General features: G+C 62.8%; 15 protein-coding genes. 3 read left to right on the forward strand and 12 right to left on the reverse strand.

Features of this window, described 5'->3' with window-relative positions:
• Positions 1 to 7: 7 nt before the first annotated feature.
• Both NMB38_RS20465 and NMB38_RS20470 read left to right on the forward strand, forming a co-directional pair.
• Positions 8 to 439 carry a hypothetical protein gene (locus tag NMB38_RS20465; RefSeq protein WP_490805780.1) on the forward strand — a complete coding sequence of 144 codons (432 nt, stop codon included), beginning with the start codon at positions 8 to 10 and terminating at the stop codon, positions 437 to 439.
• A gap of 15 nt (positions 440 to 454) precedes the next feature.
• Entirely contained in the window at positions 455 to 901 is a 447-nt protein-coding gene (locus NMB38_RS20470) for a hypothetical protein (protein WP_027913518.1), read from the forward strand.
• Positions 902 to 928: 27 nt separating this feature from the next.
• On the opposite strand, the gene NMB38_RS20475 is transcribed toward NMB38_RS20470, so the two are convergent.
• Positions 929 to 1,822 carry a LysR family transcriptional regulator gene (locus NMB38_RS20475; RefSeq protein WP_027913517.1) on the reverse strand — a complete coding sequence of 298 codons (894 nt, stop codon included), beginning with the start codon at positions 1,820 to 1,822 and terminating at the stop codon, positions 929 to 931.
• Positions 1,823 to 1,978: 156 nt separating this feature from the next.
• Here NMB38_RS20475 and NMB38_RS20480 point away from each other — a divergent pair, with 156 nt between their 5' ends.
• Positions 1,979 to 3,181 carry an MFS transporter gene (locus NMB38_RS20480; RefSeq protein WP_372237577.1) on the forward strand — a complete coding sequence of 401 codons (1,203 nt, stop codon included), beginning with the start codon at positions 1,979 to 1,981 and terminating at the stop codon, positions 3,179 to 3,181.
• Positions 3,182 to 3,254: 73 nt separating this feature from the next.
• Here NMB38_RS20480 and NMB38_RS20485 read toward each other — a convergent pair whose 3' ends face one another.
• The 11 genes from NMB38_RS20485 to pilM all read right to left on the reverse strand — a co-directional run bounded on the left by NMB38_RS20485 (position 3,255) and on the right by pilM (position 18,277).
• On the reverse strand, positions 3,255 to 3,605 hold the full coding sequence (locus NMB38_RS20485; RefSeq protein ID WP_023532560.1) for a YgiW/YdeI family stress tolerance OB fold protein: 351 nt from the start codon (positions 3,603 to 3,605) through the stop codon (positions 3,255 to 3,257).
• Between the two features lie 130 nt (positions 3,606 to 3,735).
• Positions 3,736 to 4,800, reverse strand: a complete 1,065-nt coding sequence (hemE, locus tag NMB38_RS20490) for a uroporphyrinogen decarboxylase (RefSeq protein WP_027913515.1) — start codon at positions 4,798 to 4,800, stop codon at positions 3,736 to 3,738.
• Positions 4,801 to 4,975: 175 nt separating this feature from the next.
• Positions 4,976 to 6,394, reverse strand: a complete 1,419-nt coding sequence (locus tag NMB38_RS20495; RefSeq protein ID WP_028686680.1) for an FAD-dependent oxidoreductase — start codon at positions 6,392 to 6,394, stop codon at positions 4,976 to 4,978.
• A gap of 121 nt (positions 6,395 to 6,515) precedes the next feature.
• Entirely contained in the window at positions 6,516 to 10,961 is a 4,446-nt protein-coding gene (gltB, locus tag NMB38_RS20500) for a glutamate synthase large subunit (protein ID WP_027913513.1), read from the reverse strand.
• A 371-nt stretch (positions 10,962 to 11,332) separates the two neighbouring features.
• The gene (locus NMB38_RS20505; RefSeq protein WP_490805781.1) at positions 11,333 to 12,925 is read right to left on the reverse strand and encodes an SPOR domain-containing protein; all 1,593 of its coding nucleotides are present in this window, start codon (positions 12,923 to 12,925) and stop codon (positions 11,333 to 11,335) included.
• Between the two features lie 15 nt (positions 12,926 to 12,940).
• Positions 12,941 to 14,038: a 3-dehydroquinate synthase gene (aroB, locus tag NMB38_RS20510; RefSeq protein ID WP_110606388.1), complete on the reverse strand. Its 1,098-nt coding sequence runs from the start codon at positions 14,036 to 14,038 to the stop codon at positions 12,941 to 12,943.
• A gap of 99 nt (positions 14,039 to 14,137) precedes the next feature.
• Positions 14,138 to 14,656, reverse strand: coding sequence for a shikimate kinase AroK (aroK, locus tag NMB38_RS20515; protein WP_027913510.1), 519 nt, complete (start codon positions 14,654 to 14,656; stop codon positions 14,138 to 14,140).
• A 4-nt stretch (positions 14,657 to 14,660) separates the two neighbouring features.
• Entirely contained in the window at positions 14,661 to 15,926 is a 1,266-nt protein-coding gene (locus tag NMB38_RS20520; protein ID WP_490805782.1) for a type IV pilus secretin PilQ, read from the reverse strand.
• Complete coding sequence (locus NMB38_RS20525; protein WP_088522832.1) at positions 15,850 to 16,866, reverse strand: pilus assembly protein PilP; 1,017 nt, start codon at positions 16,864 to 16,866, stop codon at positions 15,850 to 15,852. Before NMB38_RS20525 ends, NMB38_RS20520 begins: the two co-directional genes overlap by 77 nt.
• Positions 16,863 to 17,399 (reverse strand): PilN domain-containing protein, encoded by a 537-nt coding sequence (locus tag NMB38_RS20530; protein ID WP_027913508.1) that lies wholly within the window; start codon positions 17,397 to 17,399, stop codon positions 16,863 to 16,865. Before NMB38_RS20530 ends, NMB38_RS20525 begins: the two co-directional genes overlap by 4 nt.
• On the reverse strand, positions 17,396 to 18,277 hold the full coding sequence (pilM, locus tag NMB38_RS20535; protein WP_125921870.1) for a type IV pilus biogenesis protein PilM: 882 nt from the start codon (positions 18,275 to 18,277) through the stop codon (positions 17,396 to 17,398). Before pilM ends, NMB38_RS20530 begins: the two co-directional genes overlap by 4 nt.
• Positions 18,278 to 18,409: the final 132 nt, after the last annotated feature.

The following is an 18,409-nucleotide window of genomic DNA, read 5'->3' on the forward strand; positions in this document are numbered from 1 at the left end:
GCAAGGAATGTCCTCACTGCTACGCGCCGCTGCACTAGGGCTGGTACTGGCCGGCATTGCCGGCTGTACCTCCAAACCGGTGCTCAACCCCTCGGAACAATTGGCTGCTGCCACCCCTTACACCCAGCAGCAGGTCCAGCAGGCGATCCTCAATGCCATCGTCGAGCGTGGCTGGACGGCCCGGTCGGTCGGCGCTTCGGTCATTCAGGCTGACATCACCGTGCGCAATACCTTCTACGCCGCCGTGGACATCCACTACAGCGCCAGCCAGTTCCGCATCGATTATCGCGACAGCCGCGAACTGGGGTATGACGGCGGCAAGATCCACCGTAACTACAACCGCTGGGTCTACAACCTGGACCGCAGCATCGTGCGCCAGCTCAACGCACTGTCCGCCGATCAGCTTCTGCAACGCAGCAACGCCTCATCCAACCACTGACCAAGGAAGAACCCGATGCGCTTGAAAACCCTGACCGCCGCTACCGCCCTGCTGCTGGCTGCCCTGCCCGGCCTGAGCCAGGCCCGCGACACGGCGTTGTACCTGCCGTTCGAAAAGGTGGTGCAGCAGATGCTTGCCGAGAAGAAGCTCGATGGCTCGGTCAAATTCTACCTGGCCGGCGTAAAGCCGCGCGGCAAGGTCACCGTGATCAGCCCTAACTCGGTCACCAACAAGAAAACCAACGCCTTCAACAAGAGTGACGAGGCTGCCTGCGAGTGGGCCCTGCAGTCCGCGTTGCTGACCTTGCAGGACGCTGCCCGCAAGGCCAACGCCAATGCGGTGACGAACATCGCCAGCTACTACAAGCGCAACGAACGCAAGGACGCTTCCACTTACGAATGCCACGCCGGTGCAGTGATTGCCGGTGTTGCACTCAAGGGTGACCTGGCCCGCGTCAACTGATGATCCGCTCTGCTCACCGGTCAGGTTTCACCCCTGAACCTGCCCGGTGAGCAGCTCGGCAAACGCCTGAGCCATCGCTGACCTGCGGGACTGGCGCTGTACCAGCCAGACCGCCGACGTGGCCTGCTCGTCCAGCAAGGTGCGGTACACCACGCCCTCAATGCGCATGCGCTGATAGGACGCCGGCAGCACAGACACCCCAAGCCCCGCCGACACCAGGCCGATGATGGTCATGGCCTCCCCTGCCTCCTGCGCAAAGTGGGGACTGAAACCCGCCTGGCGCGCCAGCTCCAGTAACTGCGCGTACAAACCACTGCCGTAGCTACGCGGAAAGAACACGAAGGGCTCGTGGGCCAACGCTGCCAGGTGCACACCCTGTTCGGCGCCGTTGGCCAGCGCATGAGAGGCGTTGATCACTGCCACCAAGGGCTCACGAAACAGCTCGGTCGCCACCAGGCCGTCTGCCAGCGGCATGGGCCGCATTAGCCCCACTTCGATGGACTCGTCGAATACGCCCTGCGCCACTTCGCGGCTGCTCATTTCCATGAGGTTCAGGTGCACGGCAGGAAAGCGCTGCCGGAATGCATGAATCGCCTTGGGAATTTTCGATGTGAACGGTGCCGAGGAGGTGAAGCCGATCTTCATCTCACCCAGTTCGCCCAACTGTGCGCGCCGGGCGACATCAGCGGCCTTTTCGACCTGCGCCAACACCTGGCGAGCCTCTTCCAGAAACAGTCGCCCGGCCTCGCTGAGCTCGACACGGCGGTTGGTCCGCTCGAACAGCCGCGCCCCGAGTTCTTGCTCGAGCGCCAGAATCTGCTGGCTAAGCGGCGGCTGCGAAATGCCCAGGTGCTGAGCCGCCCGGCCGAAGTGCAATTCTTCGGCAACCGCGACGAAATAGCGTAAATGGCGCAGCTCCATCACCCACCCCTCATAGGTCGTGAAACGTCTTAATTAGGTCGAACAATATATTGGACCTAATTATTAGCCAGCTATATGATTTTTTCACTGCCTCTGAGGTACTTGCCTGTGAAAACCGCTGTAGCCCTTGTAGCGACCAAACCCGAACCCGAGCCCATGACCTCGAACGACGCCTGGATCGAAAAAGGCACGCCGGCCTTCATGAGAACGGTGCTGGCGCTGTTCAGCGGCGGCTTCGCTACCTTTGCCCTGCTTTACTGCGTCCAACCGATGATGCCCTTGCTGTCGAAGGAGTTCGGCATCAACGCTGCACAGAGCAGCCTGGTGCTTTCGGTTTCGACCGGCATGCTGGCGCTCGGTCTGCTGGTCACAGGCCCGATTTCCGACCGCATCGGCCGCAAGCCGGTAATGGTGGCGGCGCTGGGCTGCGCGGCCTTGTCCACGATAGCCAGCGCGGTAATGCCGACCTGGGAGCTGGTCCTGGCAACCCGGGCACTGGTCGGGTTGTCGTTGAGCGGGCTGGCGGCGGTGGCCATGACCTACCTCAGTGAAGAAATCCACCCACAGCACATCGGCCTGGCCATGGGCCTGTACATCGGCGGCAATGCCATCGGCGGCATGTGCGGACGCCTGATCACTGGCGTGCTGATCGATTTCGTCAGCTGGCACGCGGCACTGCTCACCTTGGGAAGCCTGGCGTTGCTGGCGGCGATCGTGTTCTGGAAGGCATTGCCCGAGTCGCGCAACTTCCAGCCCCAGACCCTGAACCCACGCACGCTGGTCAACGGGTTCCTCATGCACTTCAAGGACGCCGGCTTGCCCTGGCTGTTCCTCGAAGCCTTCCTGCTCATGGGCGCCTTCGTCACTCTGTTCAACTACATCGGCTACCGCTTGCTGGCCGAGCCTTATCACATGAACCAAGCCCTGGTGGGTTTGCTGTCGGTCGTCTACCTGTCCGGCATCTACAGTTCGGCCCAGGTGGGCGCACTGGCTGACAGGCTGGGGCGGCGCAAGGTGTTCTGGGCCAGCATCGTGGTCATGGGCGGCGGCTTGCTCATGACCCTGACCCAGCCGCTGTCACTGATCATCCTGGGCATGCTCGTCTTCACCTTCGGCTTCTTCGGGGCTCACTCGGTGGCCAGCAGCTGGATCGGGCGCCGGGCGCTGAAAGCCAAGGGCCAGGCCTCTTCGCTGTATCTGTTCTGCTATTACGCCGGTTCAAGCGTGGCGGGCACGGCGGGCGGGGTGTTCTGGCATCATTGGGGCTGGAATGGTATTGGCCTGTTCATTGGGAGCTTGCTGGCGGTGGCCCTGATGGTGGCGTTGCGCCTGAGCACCTTGGCGCCAAAGGCCGCCTGAAGGCTGGGGGCAGGCCGGTTCACGGCGCGGCGGACTCGCCAAGAACCGGCCTGCCTGCGACAGGAGTGCTGGATCAGTTGATGATCTCGACACGGTCCACGTCCACCTCGCGGCTCATCAAGTGTTTCTCGACTTCACCAGTGAGCTTGACCTTGGTCTTGTCATTGAATGGCGTGGCTGGCAGGTCCTCGTCATCGATCTCGACCGTGATGGTGCCGGTGCTGTCCTTGAATTCGTATTTGTCATCGTTGTCGAGCTTGCGGGTTACGTAGCCCTGCAAGACCACCGGGGTATCGTCTGCGGCCTCGCTGGCAGCGGCCACGGTGGAAATCGACTGCGCGCCAGGGCCGGTGTAGCCACCTGAAGCCAATGCAGCGGTGCTGAACAGGGGGGCAAGGATCAGGGCAAGATAGCGTGCTTTCATGGGGGCGGGTCCTATCTGTGTTGGAGTAGGACCAGCCTAGCGAGCACCGCTGAATTGAAACTTAATGCGACAGCCTTGCTGCATTCAGCCCCAGTCGGGCCATGCAGCGTAATGCGCTGTCACAACCGGTTCACTGGTGATACTGCGCCGACAGCTCGTGCACGGCATTGATGAAGGCGCCCGCGTTTTCAGGGTCGACCTCCGGCGTGATGCCGTGGCCCAGGTTGAACACATGGCCGCTGCCATGGCCGTAGCTGGCCAGGATGCGCGCCACTTCCGCACGAATGGCCTGCGGCCGGGCATACAGGACGGTCGGGTCCATATTGCCCTGCAAGGCGACCTTGTCACCTACCCGGCGACGGGCATCGCCGATGTCGCAGGTCCAGTCCAGCCCCAGGGCATCGGCCCCGGCATCGGCAATGCTTTCCAGCCACAGGCCACCGTTCTTGGTGAACAGGATGACGGGGACTTTGCGCCCGTCATGTTCGCGAATCAGGCCGCTGACGATTCTGCGCATATAGGCCAGGGAGAATTCCTGATAGGCCGCCGACGACAGGTTGCCGCCCCAGGTATCGAAGATCTGCACGGCCTGGGCTCCGGCCAGGATCTGCCCATTGAGGTACGTGGTTACCGACTGCGCCAGTTTGTCCAGCAAGAGGTGCAGTGCCTGTGGGTTGTCGTAGGCCATGGCCTTGGTCTTGCGGAAATCCTTGGAGGAGCCGCCTTCGACCATGTAGGTGGCCAGGGTCCAGGGGCTGCCGGAGAAGCCGATCAGAGGCACGCGGCCATTGAGTTCGCGGCGGATGGTACTGACCGCGTCCATCACATAGCCCAGGTCTTTCTGCGCGTCGGGAACAGGCAGCGCCTCGATGTCGGCCGGGGTGCTGACCACCTTCCGAAAACGCGGACCTTCACCGGTTTCGAAATACAGGCCCAGGCCCATGGCGTCCGGGATGGTGAGGATGTCCGAGAACAGGATCGCCGCATCCAGCGGGTAACGGTCCAGCGGCTGCAGGGTCACTTCGCAGGCGAACTGCGGGTTCTTGCACAGGCTCATGAAGTCGCCGGCCTTGGCGCGGCTGGCGCGGTACTCCGGAAGATAGCGGCCGGCCTGGCGCATCATCCATACCGGGGTGACGTCAACGGGTTGCTTGAGCAGAGCACGCAGGAAACGGTCGTTCTTCAGGGCAGTCATGTCGGCATCCGGAAAAATAGTGGGGGCATTTTCTCAGACACCGACACAAAAGGCACGGTCGGGGCCATGCGTTTTGTTTTTTGCGTGCTTCAGGTCAAGCATTCCTGGGCAAGCCCGGGCGTCTGCCCCAGGCAAATGAGGCCGCCCAGCGACCCCACCTTACCTGCCAGGGCGCTTAGACTTCCAGGTAGTCCAGAATGCCTTCTGCAGCGGTACGCCCTTCGAAAATCGCGGTCACGACCAGGTCCGACCCGCGCACCATGTCGCCACCGGCGAACACTTTTGGGTTGCTGGTCTGATGCTTGAACCTGCTCTTCTCCGGCGCCACGACACGGCCCTGGCTGTCGAGCTGGATATCGTGCTGCTCGAACCAGGAGGCGGGGCTGGGGCGGAAGCCGAACGCGATCACCACCGCATCGGCCGGCAGGATCTCTTCAGAACCCGGGATTGGCTCCGGGCTGCGGCGCCCGCGCGCATCAGGCTCGCCCAGACGGGTCTCGACCACCTTCACGCCCTCCACCTTGTCCTCGCCAACGATGGCGATGGGCTGGCGGTTGTAGAGGAACTTCACCCCTTCTTCCTTGGCGTTCTTCACTTCCTTGCGCGAACCCGGCATGTTGGCTTCGTCGCGGCGGTAGGCACAGGTCACCGTCTGGGCACCCTGGCGAATCGAGGTACGGTTGCAGTCCATGGCCGTGTCGCCACCGCCCAGGACCACGACTTTCTTGCCCTTCATGTCGACGAAATCTTCAGGCGACTTCTCGAAGCCCAGGTTGCGGTTGACGTTGGCGATCAGGAAATCGAGGGCATCGTGCACCCCTGGCAGGTCTTCGCCAGGGAAGCCGCCTTTCATGTAGGTATAGGTACCCATACCCATGAAGACCGCGTCGTACTCGGCCAGCAACTGTTCCATGGTCACGTCCGTGCCCACGTCAGTGTTGAGGCGGAACTCGATACCCATGCCGGTGAAGACTTCGCGGCGATTGCTGAGCACGCTCTTTTCGAGCTTGAACTCAGGGATACCGAAGGTCAGCAAGCCGCCGATTTCAGGATTCTTGTCGAACACCACGGGCGTCACGCCAGCGCGCACCAGCACGTCTGCGCAGCCCAGACCAGCCGGGCCGGCACCGATGATGGCCACGCGCTTGCCGGTAGGCTTGACCCTGGACATGTCCGGGCGCCAGCCCATGGCGAAGGCCGTGTCGGTGATGTACTTCTCCACCGAGCCGATGGTCACGGCGCCGAAACCGTCGTTCAGGGTGCAGGCGCCTTCACACAGACGGTCCTGTGGGCATACGCGCCCACAGACTTCGGGCAAGGTGTTGGTCTGGTGCGACAGCTCGGCGGCCGCCAGGATGTTGCCCTCGGACACCAGCTTCAACCAGTTGGGGATGAAGTTGTGCACAGGGCACTTCCACTCGCAATACGGGTTACCGCAGCCCAGGCAACGGTGCGCCTGTTCAACGGACTGCTGCGGCTTGAAGGGTTCGTAGATTTCCACGAACTCTTTCTTGCGCTGGCGCAGCAATTTTTTCTTCGGGTCCTTGCGGCCCACTTCGATGAACTGGAAGTCGTTGTTCAGACGTTCAGCCATTTTTCAAAACCTCTTAACAGCAGCCGCACGCTACACGCTGCAAGCCGCAAGACGATCACTTGAGCCGGGCAAACCCTGGGCTGCTCCGGTCGAGCGCCCAGGGTTGGTCACGTGCAGCTGTTTACTGCGGGTTGGCGCGGGTGCTGGACAGCAGTTGCTTGAGGTTGGCGGCCTTGGGCTTGACCAACCAGAAACGTCGTACGTAGTCGTCCAGGTTTTCGGAGAGCTCGCGCCCCCACTCGCTGCCGGTTTCATCCACATACTCGGCAAGAACCCGCGCCAGGTGGCTGCGGTAAGCCTCCATCGCTTCACCACTGATGCGCTGGATTTCCACCAGTTCGTGGTTGAGCTTGTCGACGAAGCTGTTGTCCATGTCGAGCACGTAGGCGAAGCCGCCCGTCATGCCAGAGCCGAAGTTGTAACCGGTCTTGCCCAGGACGCAGACGAAGCCGCCGGTCATGTACTCACAGCAGTGATCACCAGTGCCCTCTACCACGGCGTGGGCACCAGAGTTGCGAACAGCGAAGCGCTCGCCCGCCGTACCGGCAGCGAACAGCCTGCCACCGGTGGCGCCGTACAGGCAGGTGTTGCCGACGATTGCGCTGTGCTGGGTTTCGAACGGGCTGCCGGCCGGCGGCACGATGGTGACCTTGCCACCGGTCATGCCTTTACCGACGTAGTCGTTGGCATCACCCTCGAGGTACAGGTTCAGGCCACCGGCGTTCCAGACGCCGAAGCTCTGGCCTGCGGTGCCTTTGAAACGGAACGTGATCGGCGTACCGGCCATGCCCTGGTTGCCGTACAACCGCGCGATCTCACCGGACACACGCGCACCGATGGAACGGTCGCAGTTGCAGATGTCGAGCGCGAACTCGCCACCGGCCTGGTCACGCACCGCCGGCATGGCCATTTCGACCATCTTCTCGGCAAGCTCGCCCTTGTCGAAAGGCGGGTTCCTGTCCACCTCACAGAACTGCGGCTTGTCGGCCGCAATGTGCGAGCTGCCCAACAGCGGGGTCAGGTCCAGGTGGTGCTGACGCTCGGTGTCGCCCGGCAGCACTTCGAGCAGGTCGGTGCGCCCGATCAGCTCCCCAAGGCTGCGTACGCCTAGCCTTGCCAGCCACTCACGGGTTTCCTCGGCAACGAAGGTAAAGAAGTTGACGACCATGTCGACCGTGCCGATGTAGTGATCCTTGCGCAGCTTGTCGTTCTGGGTAGCCACGCCGGTTGCGCAGTTGTTCAGGTGACAGATACGCAGGTACTTGCAACCCAGCGCGATCATTGGCGCAGTGCCGAAGCCGAAGCTCTCGGCCCCCAGGATGGCCGCCTTGATGACGTCCAGGCCGGTTTTCAGGCCGCCGTCGGTCTGCACCCGCACCTTGCCGCGTAAATCGTTGCCACGCAGGGTCTGATGAGTCTCGGCCAGGCCCAGTTCCCATGGCGCGCCCGCATACTTGATCGAGGTCAGTGGCGACGCACCCGTGCCGCCGTCGTAGCCCGAGATGGTGATGAGGTCGGCATAGGCCTTGGCCACGCCAGCGGCGATGGTACCGACACCCGCCTCGGCCACCAGCTTGACCGAAACCAGCGCCTGCGGATTGACCTGCTTGAGGTCATAGATCAGCTGCGCCAAGTCTTCAATCGAGTAGATGTCGTGGTGCGGTGGAGGCGAGATCAGCGTCACGCCCGGTACGGCGTAGCGCAGCTTGGCGATCAGGCCGTTGACCTTGCCGCCGGGCAGCTGACCGCCCTCGCCGGGCTTGGCGCCCTGGGCCACCTTGATCTGCAAGACTTCGGCATTGACCAGGTATTCAGGGGTCACGCCAAAGCGGCCGGTTGCCACCTGCTTGATCTTGGAACTCTTGAGGGTGCCATAGCGCGCCGGGTCTTCTCCGCCTTCGCCGGAGTTGGAGCGCGCGCCCAGGCGGTTCATCGCCTCGGCCAAGGCTTCGTGAGCTTCTGGAGACAGCGCACCCAGCGAGATACCGGCAGAGTCGAAGCGCTTGAGGATGGCGTCGAGCGGTTCGATCTGCTCCAGCGGCAACGGCTGGTCAGCCACTTTGACCTTCAACAGGTCGCGGATCATCGACACCGGGCGCTGGTCGACCAGTGTGGTGTATTCCTTGAACTTGGCGAAGTCGCCCTGCTGCACGGCGGCCTGCAGGGTGTTGACCACGTCGGGGTTGTAGGCGTGGTATTCGCCACCATGGACGAACTTCAGCAAGCCACCTTGCTGAATCGGCTTGCGTACGCTCCAGGCCTCGGCAGCCAACAGCTTCTGGTCACTTTCCAGATCGACGAAGCGCGCACCCTTGATACGGCTCGACACACCCTTGAAGCTCAGCCCGACCACTTCCTCGGCAAGACCGATGGCTTCGAACAACTGAGCGCCCCGGTAGGAGGCGACCGTGGAGATGCCCATCTTCGACAGGATCTTGAGCAGGCCTTTGGAGATGCCCTTGCGGTAGTACTTGAACACCTCGTCCAGATCGCCCAGCACTTCGCCAGTGCGGATCAGGTCGGCCAGCACTTCATAGGCCAGGTACGGGTACACCGCCGAAGCCCCGAAGCCCAGCAGCACGGCGAAGTGGTGCGGGTCACGGGCGGTGGCGGTTTCCACCAGGATGTTGCTGTCGCAACGCAGGCCTTGCTCGGTCAAGCGGTGATGCACTGCACCTACGGCCAGCGAAGCATGTACCGGCAGCTTGCCAGGGGCGATGTGGCGGTCGCTGAGTACCAGTTGCGTCTTGCCCGCGCGCACGGCTTCTTCTGCCTGGTCGGCGATGTTGCGGATAGCCGCTTCCAGCCCAACGGCCTCTTCGTAGTTCAGGTCGATCAGCTGGCGCTCGAAGCCGTCACGCTCCAGGTTCATCAGCGAGCGCCACTTGGCCGGCGAGATGACGGGCGAGCTCAGGATGACGCGCGAGGCATGCTCCGGCGACTCCTGGAAAATGTTGCGCTCGGCGCCTAGGCAGATCTCAAGCGACATCACGATCGCTTCGCGCAGCGGGTCGATCGGCGGGTTGGTGACCTGGGCGAACTGCTGGCGGAAGAAATCGTATGGCGAGCGCACGCGCTGCGACAGCACGGCCATCGGCGTGTCGTCCCCCATCGAACCGACCGCTTCCTGGCCCTGTTCACCCAAGGGGCGCAGCACTTGGTCACGCTCCTCGAAAGTGACCTGGAACATCTTCATGTACTGCTTGAGCTGGTCAGCGTCGTAGCTGGCCACACCCTGGTCGTCGGTCAGGGTCGCCTGAATCCGCGTGGCGTGCTGACGCAGCCAGCGCTTGTACGGGTGGCGGGACTTGAGACGGTCATCGATGGCATCGGTGTCGAGGATCTGTCCGGTTTCGGTGTCCACCGCCAGGATCTGCCCGGGTCCGACGCGGCCTTTGGCCAGTACTTCATCGGGCTGATAGCCCCACACCCCGATTTCCGAGGCAATGGTGATGTAGCCGTTGGTGGTGGTGACCCAACGCGCCGGACGCAGCCCATTGCGATCGAGCAGGCACACTGCGTGGCGACCTTCGGTCATCACGATGCCGGCCGGGCCGTCCCAGGGTTCCATGTGCATGGAGTTGTATTCATAGAAGGCGCGCAGGTCGGCATCCATGGTCTCGACGTTCTGCCAGGCTGGCGGCACCAGCATGCGCACGCCACGGAACAGATCGATACCGCCGGTCACCATCAGTTCGAGCATGTTGTCCATGCTCGACGAGTCTGAGCCGACGCGGTTGACCAGCGGGCCGAGCTCCTCGAGATCGGGGATCTGGTCATTGGCGAACTTGGTACGCCGGGCCATGGCCCAGTTGCGGTTACCTGTGATGGTATTGATTTCGCCGTTATGGGCAAGGAAGCGGAAGGGCTGCGCCAGCGGCCACTTCGGCAGGGTGTTGGTGGAGAAGCGCTGGTGGAACACGCAAATCGCGGTTTGCAGGCGCTCGTCGCTCAGGTCCGGGTAAAACGCAGCCAGGTCCCGCGGCATCATCAAGCCTTTGTAGATGATGGTCTTGTGCGAGAAGCTGCAAATGTAGTGGTCGGCGTCATGGGCATTGGCTACCGACGAACGGCGGCGGGCGCTGAACAGCTTGATGGCCAATTCCTGGTCGCTCAGGCCGTCGCCGCCGATGAACACCTGCTCGATTTGCGGCAAGCGTTCCAGGGCTAGGCGACCCAGCACGCTGGTGTCGATCGGCACCTTGCGCCAGCCCACCAGTTGCAGGCCGGCCGCGCGGATTTCACGGTCCATGTTGGCGCGGGCCGCTTCTGCCTTTATCGGATCCTGGTTGAAGAACACCATGCCGACGGCGTACTGCCTGGGCAGTTCGACGGCAAAATGTTCCTGGGCCATGGCACGCAGGAACTGATCGGGCTTCTGCATCAACAGCCCGCAACCGTCGCCGGTCTTGCCGTCGGCGTTGATACCGCCGCGGTGCGTCATGCAGGTCAATGCCTGCATGGCGGTTTGCAGAAGGTGGTGGCTGGGCTCGCCCGTCATATGGGCGATCAGGCCGAAACCACAGTTGTCCTTGAATTCTTCGGGATGGTACAGACCTGTTTTCATAGACACATTCTCACCAGGTTCACCCCTCAACGGAGGCAAATCTCTTTTTTAACAACCACTTACCATCCACGCCGATCAAACGCCAGCTTTTTTGCGGTGGCCATGGAAAACCATTGTTGCACAGCGACAGCGACACTCACAAATTTTCATGTCTCACCATTGAAAATTTATGTCGCATTTTTGAATGTATTGATGCCGCCAACCATGTGGCAACTTCGCTGGACTCTGAAGCGATTCAGCCAGGACTGCATGGGCGGCTTGTGGCCGGCAGCCCGGGACAGAAAAGCCTGCCGCGCTCAGGCGCAGCAGGCTAGACGAAAACCAGAATTCGCTTGGCTACAGGGCAGCGGGGTGGTGCTGCCCGGAAGGTATCAGCGGGCCGAAGCCAGCTCTTGTTGGACGCTGGCGACGGTACGTGGCCAAGGTTTACCAGCCTGGACCTTCGCTGGCAAGTTCTTGATGGCAGCCACAGCTGCATCGCGGTTGGCGAAGTTACCGTAAGTGACCACGTAAAGCGGTTTGCCCTGCAGGGACTTGCGGAAGTAGCGATAGTCGCCACCTTGGGCTTTCACGAAGGCCTGGGCGGATGCTTCGGAGCTGGTCCCCAGAATCTGCACCACGTAGTTGCCCGGCTTCTGACCGGTGTACCAGCTGCTGTTGCCGCTGCCACCTGACGCTGGTTTTTCAGCAGCTTTCTCGGCGACCTTGGGCGCGGGCTTGGCCACCGCCACCTGGGTAGGTGCAGGCTCAGGCTTGGCCGGCGTGGTTTGCTTGGGCTGTTGCGTGACCACCGGCTTGGGCGTGGAGGTCACCGGCTGGGCAGGCGCCGGCGCTGGGCCAGCAGACACGCCCTGTGGCGGTGCGATGGTGGTTACCGTGGGTGGCGGGTTGCCCGGTTGCAACGCGGTATCACCCGCCGGGCTGCCCTCTTCGCCCTCGCCCATGCCTGCGGCCTGGGCCAACGGTTCACGCATGACCGGTTGCGACTGCCCGCCCAGCGGCAGGGGCTTGGGCTGGGACGAGCCGGAGAACTCGATTGCCGCGCCGGAATTGCCGTCGCCAAGGGGCAACTGGGCCTGGGCTGCGGGTGCATCTTCAGGGGCCTTGTCGCCCTTGCGGGGCATCAACACCGCCGCGGCCACGGCGACGACGACCACGGCGGATAGCGCGAGTACGTGTTTTTTAGGCATCTTGAACCCCATGGCTGGTCGCTTTGCCGTCGAGCGGCTGGCGATCATGGCTTCGATCAGAGTGTCACGGGCAACCTGGTTGATAGTGCCAGGCCACCCATCGGCATTTTCATGGATATCGGCGATCTGCTCCCGGCTGAACACCTCGATACCCCGGCCGGCACCCACCAGGCGCTGTTCGAGATACTCGCGGGTTTCCTCCTCGCTGTACGGCGCAAGTTCGATGATGTGGAAGCGTTCTTCCTCGATATTCAACTCATCGAGCCCTGCGATCAGCGATGGCTCACCGAACAGGAATACATGCGGACGCCCTTCGGGAACGCCTGCCGCCAATTCCAGCAACGCTTGGAGTGCCGACTCGTCCAGTTGTTCCGCATCGTCCACCAGCAGATACACTTCCTGGCCAGTCAGGGCCAGTTGCACCATCTTGGACAGGATGCTCTGGACCTGCGGCTCGGCCACATCCAGGTACTGCGCAATCTGGCCGAGGATACTGGCAGCATCGCCGGCACTGCGGGCCGAAACCACGACGCTCTGCACCGACTGCTTGTTGGTGCTGGCCGCCAGCGCCTGGCGCAGCAAGGTCTTGCCGCTGCCCAGAGGCCCGGTGACCACCAGCATCAGGTGGCTGTAGCGAGCCAGGTGGTGCAGCTGCGCCAGAACCGGCTTGCGCTGGGCGGGAAAGAACTTGAAGCCCGGTACCCGCGGTGCGAACGGGTCATGGCTCAGTTGGTAATGGTCGAGAAAGGCCTCATCGGCGTGCAAACTGGTCATTGCGCTGTCACAACCTCAAAGCTGGGCCACGATCGCGCGGTAATCCGCCGACAGCGTGGCCTGGAGAATCTCATAGGGATAGTCGTCGGTGACCACGGCCTCGCCTAGCTGGCGCAACAGCACCAGGCGCAGACGGCCGTCCAGCACCTTCTTGTCGACCGCCATGTGTTCCATGAAATGCGCTGGGGTCATTTCCTGCGGGGGCACCACCGGCAAGCCTGCCTCCAGCAGCAAGCCAATGCCGCGGTCGCGTTCGGCCTGCGTGATCCAGCCCAGACGCATGGACATTTCCAGCGCCATGGCCGTACCTGCTGCCACGGCTTCGCCATGTAGCCAGACGCCATAGCCCATATGGGTTTCGATGGCATGGCCGAAGGTATGGCCAAGATTGAGCGTGGCGCGAACACCCGACTCGCGCTCGTCAGCCCCTACGACGGCTGCCTTCGCCGCGCACGAGCGGCGGATGGCTTCGGTCAACGCGACGGCGTCGAGGCTGCGCAGCGCCGGCATATTTTCTTCGAGCCAGGCCATGAAAGGTTTGTCACAGATCAAACCGTACTTGATGACTTCGGCCAACCCGGCAGACAGCTCACGCGCTGGCAGGGTCCCGAGGGTCGTGGTGTCGATCACCACGGCGTTGGGCTGGTAGAACGCCCCGACCATGTTCTTGCCCAGTGGGTGATTGATGCCGGTCTTGCCGCCGACCGACGAATCCACCTGCGACAGCAGGGTGGTGGGTACCTGGATGAAATCCACACCGCGCTGATAGCACGCCGCAGCAAAACCGGCCATGTCGCCGATCACGCCGCCACCGAGCGCTACAACGGTGGTGCGCCGATCGTGGCGGGCCGTCAGCAGGCCATCGAAGATCAGCTGCAACGTTTCCCAGTTCTTGTGGGCCTCACCGTCGGGCAGGACCACCGGCAGTACGCTGTAAGCCCCCAGAGTCTTGCTCAGGCGCTCCAGATAGAGCGGCGCCACGGTCTCGTTGGAAACGATGGCAACCTGACGGCCAGCGATATGCGGCGTCAGCCACTCAGGCTGGTCCAGCAGGCCTTCGCCAATGTAGATCGGGTAGCTGCGCTCGCCCAGGTCGACCTTCAGTGTCTGCATGTATCCCCACAATGAGCTGGTGCACGGCGCCTTCGGCAGGCAAGCCACGCGGTATCGTTGAGCCTCGCCTCGGCGCAGGAGGCCGAGAATAGTCCCGGGTTAACGGGGCGGCAACTGCTGCAGGCGCTCGAGAATGTCGATCACCACCATTCGCGGTGGCCGCTCGTCGGTTTGCACCACCAGGTCGGCAATTTCACGGTAGAGCGGGTCTCGGGTTTCGAGCAAGGCGCGCAGGGTCGCCTCCGGGTTGGCGGTACGCAGCAATGGCCGGTTGCGATCCCGAGCGGTGCGGCCGACCTGCTGCTCGACCGAGGCATGCAGGTAGATCACCCGCCCGCCCTGGTGCAGCGCGCGGCGATTGGCCTCGCGCATGACCGCCCCGCCACCGGTGGCAACGACCACGCCATCAAGGCTGCACAATTCGGCAATCATGGCCTGCTCGCGGTCACGGAAACCCGGTTCGCCTTCCTTGTCGAAGATCCACGGAATGTTGGCACCGCACCTCAGTTCGATTTCCTTGTCGGAATCCCTGAATGGCAGGCGCAGCTCTTTGGCCAATAGGCGCCCGATGGTGCTTTTACCAGCACCCATGGGCCCCACAAGTATCAAATTTCGCACAGAATCAACGACTCACGGCAATCGTCTGGTCACTCATGATACGCGGAGTCAGGAAGACCAGCAGCTCGGATTTTTTCTCTTGTAGTACATCGCGTCGAAACAGCCGTCCAACATACGGCAGATCGCCAAAAAATGGCACCTTGTCCACTACATTGTTTTGCGTGGTGGAGTAGACGCCACCGATCACGATAGTCTGCCCGTTCTCGACCCTGACCTTGGCATTGACCTCGTTCTTGCGAATGGGCGGGACGTCATTGAGGGCATTGACGTAGTCAGGTTCGTCCTTGGTCACTCTCACGGTCATGACGACACTGTCATCCGGCGTGATCTGCGGCGTCACCTCCAGTGAAAGCGAGGCTTCGCGAAACGACACGGTTGTCGCGCCGTTCTTGTTGGACTGCTGGTAAGGCACCTCGGTACCTTTGAGTATCCGCGCCGTCTCCTTGTCGGCGGTCACTACCTTGGGCTGGGAGATGATCTCGCCCTCACCGCTCTTTTCCATGGCACTGAGCTCAAGGTCAAGGAGCACGTCGCCGCGCAACAGACCAACGCCAAGGCTGCCGCCGCCCCGCTCGACGCCCAGGTCAACGAACAGGTCCTTGCCCGCTCTCGGTGCGGCGCTGTACAGGTCGCCGCCCCATCTCACCCCCAGGCCTTTCTGGTAGTCGACGTTGGCCTCCACGATACGGGCCTCGATCGCTACCTGACGCACGGGCACATCCAATTGGGCGATCAGTTGCCGAATCTCGGCGAGTCGATTCGCCGGCTGGTGGACCACCAGCGTGTTGGTGCGCTCATCCACGCCCAGGCTGCCCCTGCCGGCAAGAATGCCGTCCTCAGACAGGCTCGCCAGTAACAGCTCGGACAAATCGGCGGCCTTGGCGTAGTGGATACGCATCAGTTCCCGACGCATGGGTTGTGATTGCGTGTCGAGTGGGTTCGAGGTGCCCTCGAACGACTGCGCGCTCAGGGTAGAAAGCGGTGCGATCAGCAGCACGTTGCCTTCGTGGCGTCGACCCAGGCCCTTGCTGCGCAATACCAGGTCGATCGCTTGATCCCAAGGCACATCTTCCAGTCGCAAGGTGACGCTCCCTTGTACGTCGTCGCTGGCGACCAGGTTGATGCCGGCATGATCGGCAAGCACCTGCAGCACGGCGCGTACCTCGACATCCTGAAAATTCAGTGACAGCCGCTTACCCTGGTAAGGGGCCGCCATTGCCGTCAACGGCAGCAGCAGGGTTGCCAATAGCCATTTCCATGTCTTGCTCATCCAGGACCAGGGCCTCCTTGCCCACAGGTGTTGCCATAGAGATAAACGCAACGCGCTCGTGCCATGCACCGTCCATGAACCAGTGTTCGCGGATTTCCACTTGAACCGAATCGATATGCGTAACGACCCCTTGATCGCGCCCGACCCGGTCGCCCAGCCGCACCCGATGAACCTTACCGGCCGCCATTAACAGCGCTTCGTTAGCCTGTGCCCGTGACAGGCTGCCAACCATGCGCACCTGGGACAGCGGCACGCTTGCCAGCCCGCGATCAGGCAGCCGGTCCTGCTGCGGCCTGAACGGATCGACCTGTGGTGCCGCCGCGGGCACGCTTGCCGGCAGCTGGGCCAATGTCTGTGGTTGCAGCGTCGGGACAGTTGCCTGAAAGGCATCGACCTGCAGCCGTAGCTGCACCATGCCAGGCTGCCCGGCGACAGGCTCCAGGCTCATGTCGCCAGTGCGCAGCAGCCGAGCTTGGCCAAGCCACTCCAATAACCATTGCCGCACGCCGGCATACTCGCCTTTGACCCGCAGCTCCAGCGGCACCTGTTGGTACTCACCATGGGGTTGCGCCTCTTGCACCCGCAGCAGCTCGATGAGCAAGCCGTGGGCACGGCCCAACGCCGAGATGTGGTCCACCAGGTCGCTCATGTCCTGGCCGGCGGCCATGTTCCACAGGGCCACCTGCAGGCGTTGCTCAGCCCCTGCCACCGAGGCGCGCAGGCTGTCGAGCGTTGCGCGTTCTCCATTCAAAGCCGATTGCTGCTCATCCAGTGCCTGGGACTTGGCCTGCTCCTGGTCCATTTGCTGCAGCGCTGCGGGCAGGCGTATCGCGCAGCCCAAGGCGAACAGGCAAACGGCCAGCAGCACTGGCGCCATGCGCTTGGCCCGCACGGACTGCCCGAGCAGCGCCGCTCGATCCAAGTGCGCCTGCAGTTTCATGACCAGGACGCAGCGACGCGTGCCGTCAGCAGGAACTGATCGGCACGGGGCAGGCTTTTGATGTGCTTGAGTTGCAGGTCGATCAACATGCCAGAGCGACCCAGGTCCCGCATGAACTGGGCGATCACGGCGCCAGAGGGAGCGAGGCCCGTAATCTGCAGGTGGCTGGCTTCGAGTTGCAGGCCCAACAACTGCACAGTGGTCGGCAGGGCGCGCTCAAGGTCCGTGAACAGCCCCTCCAGGATGCGCTGTTCAGCGCGCAGCGTCTCAAACCGGGCAAGCTGACTCGACGACGTGGCGTACTGGTCCTGTAGCTGCGCCCTCGACGCTGTCGGCTCATTCAGGGCCGCCAATGCCGCCGCACGCTGCCTGTTATCGGTCGTCTGCAACTGGGCCCGTTGACGCGCCAGCTGATCGACCATCGTCACGGCGCACAGGGCCGCCAAGGCGCTTGCCAGCAGCTGGTTGCGAAAGCGCCGAATGGCCGCTTGCCGCTGCCGCTCGCGCCAAGGAAGCAGGTTGAACCTGATCATGCCCGTAACCCACCTGCCGCCAGCGTGCTGGCAAGCAGCATGGGGCCACCGAGACACTCGAGCCCGCCGGGTGCGGGTAACGGCCGGCAACGCACGTTGAGCCGTTCGCTCATCGCGTGCAGGTGCCGAGGGGTCATGCAGGCGCCGCTGGACACCCACAGGTCCGCCGGCAGGCCCTGCGACACGAGCGCCAAGACGACCTGCTCTGGCAGCTCACCCGACAACATGGGTTCAGTCGACGTCCACGCCCATCGTTGGCAGACGCCTTGGCGCTGCCAACGATGCAGGGCGATGTTTTGCAGATCGATCCGCAACACGGCGGATTGATCCGAACAGGCAGGTGGTAACAGCCGGGTAAGGGCAATCGTATCGACCTCGACGGCTTCAAGTTGCAGCCCCGCGTGCCTCGCCACCGATTGCACCAGTGCCAGCGTGCTCTGCCGGCAAGCCGCCACCATCACGTCGACACTGTTCGGCTCATCAGAACAGGGACCCAGCACATGGAAATCCATGGCCAGGTCATCCAGCGCAAAAGGCAGTAGCCGCTCGGCTTCGGCGAGCAACTGCGCTTCGATCTGCTCCTCGCACGCCTGACGCGGCACGCGGCACGGCTTGCAGATCACCTGGTCGGCTGCCAGCGCCATGGCCACTCGCTGCTGGCATACACCGTGACGCTCGAAGGCACGGCGCAGCGCCGCTGCAGCATGTGCTGGCTGAACCATCCAGGTGGTGTCGGCTGGCTGCTGATAGGGTTCCTGTGCCTGGCACAGCACCTCAAAGCGCCGCTTGCGCTTGCGCAACTGAACCACCCGCACCGCATTCTCGACGATTTCAATCCCTGTAAATGAACCGGCATCCTTGCTGAAGCGTCCAAGCATCGCGGCCTCCCTTGCGCTCGATGCTGCCTGGGGCACCCCCTGGACCTGGCCGCCGCCAGACGACGAGCAGCCCGGGCGGTAACCCCGGCGTGGCGAAAAATGCTTATAATGCCCGGCGTTTTCCGGCCCGCC

This window comes from Pseudomonas sp. FBCC-B35 (assembly GCF_059133755.1).

Bases quoted from the DNA above. Each gene is read 5' to 3' on its own strand.
- NMB38_RS20465 (WP_490805780.1), top strand. From the start codon at position 8: ATGTCCTCACTGCTACGCGCCGCTGCACTAGGGCTGGTACTGGCCGGC.
- NMB38_RS20470 (WP_027913518.1), top strand. From the start codon at position 455: ATGCGCTTGAAAACCCTGACCGCCGCTACCGCCCTGCTGCTGGCTGCC.
- NMB38_RS20475 (WP_027913517.1), bottom strand. From the start codon at position 1,822: ATGGAGCTGCGCCATTTACGCTATTTCGTCGCGGTTGCCGAAGAATTG.
- NMB38_RS20480 (WP_372237577.1), top strand. From the start codon at position 1,979: ATGACCTCGAACGACGCCTGGATCGAAAAAGGCACGCCGGCCTTCATG.
- NMB38_RS20485 (WP_023532560.1), bottom strand. From the start codon at position 3,605: ATGAAAGCACGCTATCTTGCCCTGATCCTTGCCCCCCTGTTCAGCACC.
- hemE (WP_027913515.1), bottom strand. From the start codon at position 4,800: ATGACTGCCCTGAAGAACGACCGTTTCCTGCGTGCTCTGCTCAAGCAA.
- NMB38_RS20495 (WP_028686680.1), bottom strand. From the start codon at position 6,394: ATGGCTGAACGTCTGAACAACGACTTCCAGTTCATCGAAGTGGGCCGC.
- gltB (WP_027913513.1), bottom strand. From the start codon at position 10,961: ATGAAAACAGGTCTGTACCATCCCGAAGAATTCAAGGACAACTGTGGT.
- NMB38_RS20505 (WP_490805781.1), bottom strand. From the start codon at position 12,925: ATGACCAGTTTGCACGCCGATGAGGCCTTTCTCGACCATTACCAACTG.
- aroB (WP_110606388.1), bottom strand. From the start codon at position 14,038: ATGCAGACACTGAAGGTCGACCTGGGCGAGCGCAGCTACCCGATCTAC.
- NMB38_RS20520 (WP_490805782.1), bottom strand. From the start codon at position 15,926: ATGAGCAAGACATGGAAATGGCTATTGGCAACCCTGCTGCTGCCGTTG.
- NMB38_RS20525 (WP_088522832.1), bottom strand. From the start codon at position 16,866: ATGAAACTGCAGGCGCACTTGGATCGAGCGGCGCTGCTCGGGCAGTCC.
- NMB38_RS20530 (WP_027913508.1), bottom strand. From the start codon at position 17,399: ATGATCAGGTTCAACCTGCTTCCTTGGCGCGAGCGGCAGCGGCAAGCG.
- pilM (WP_125921870.1), bottom strand. From the start codon at position 18,277: ATGCTTGGACGCTTCAGCAAGGATGCCGGTTCATTTACAGGGATTGAA.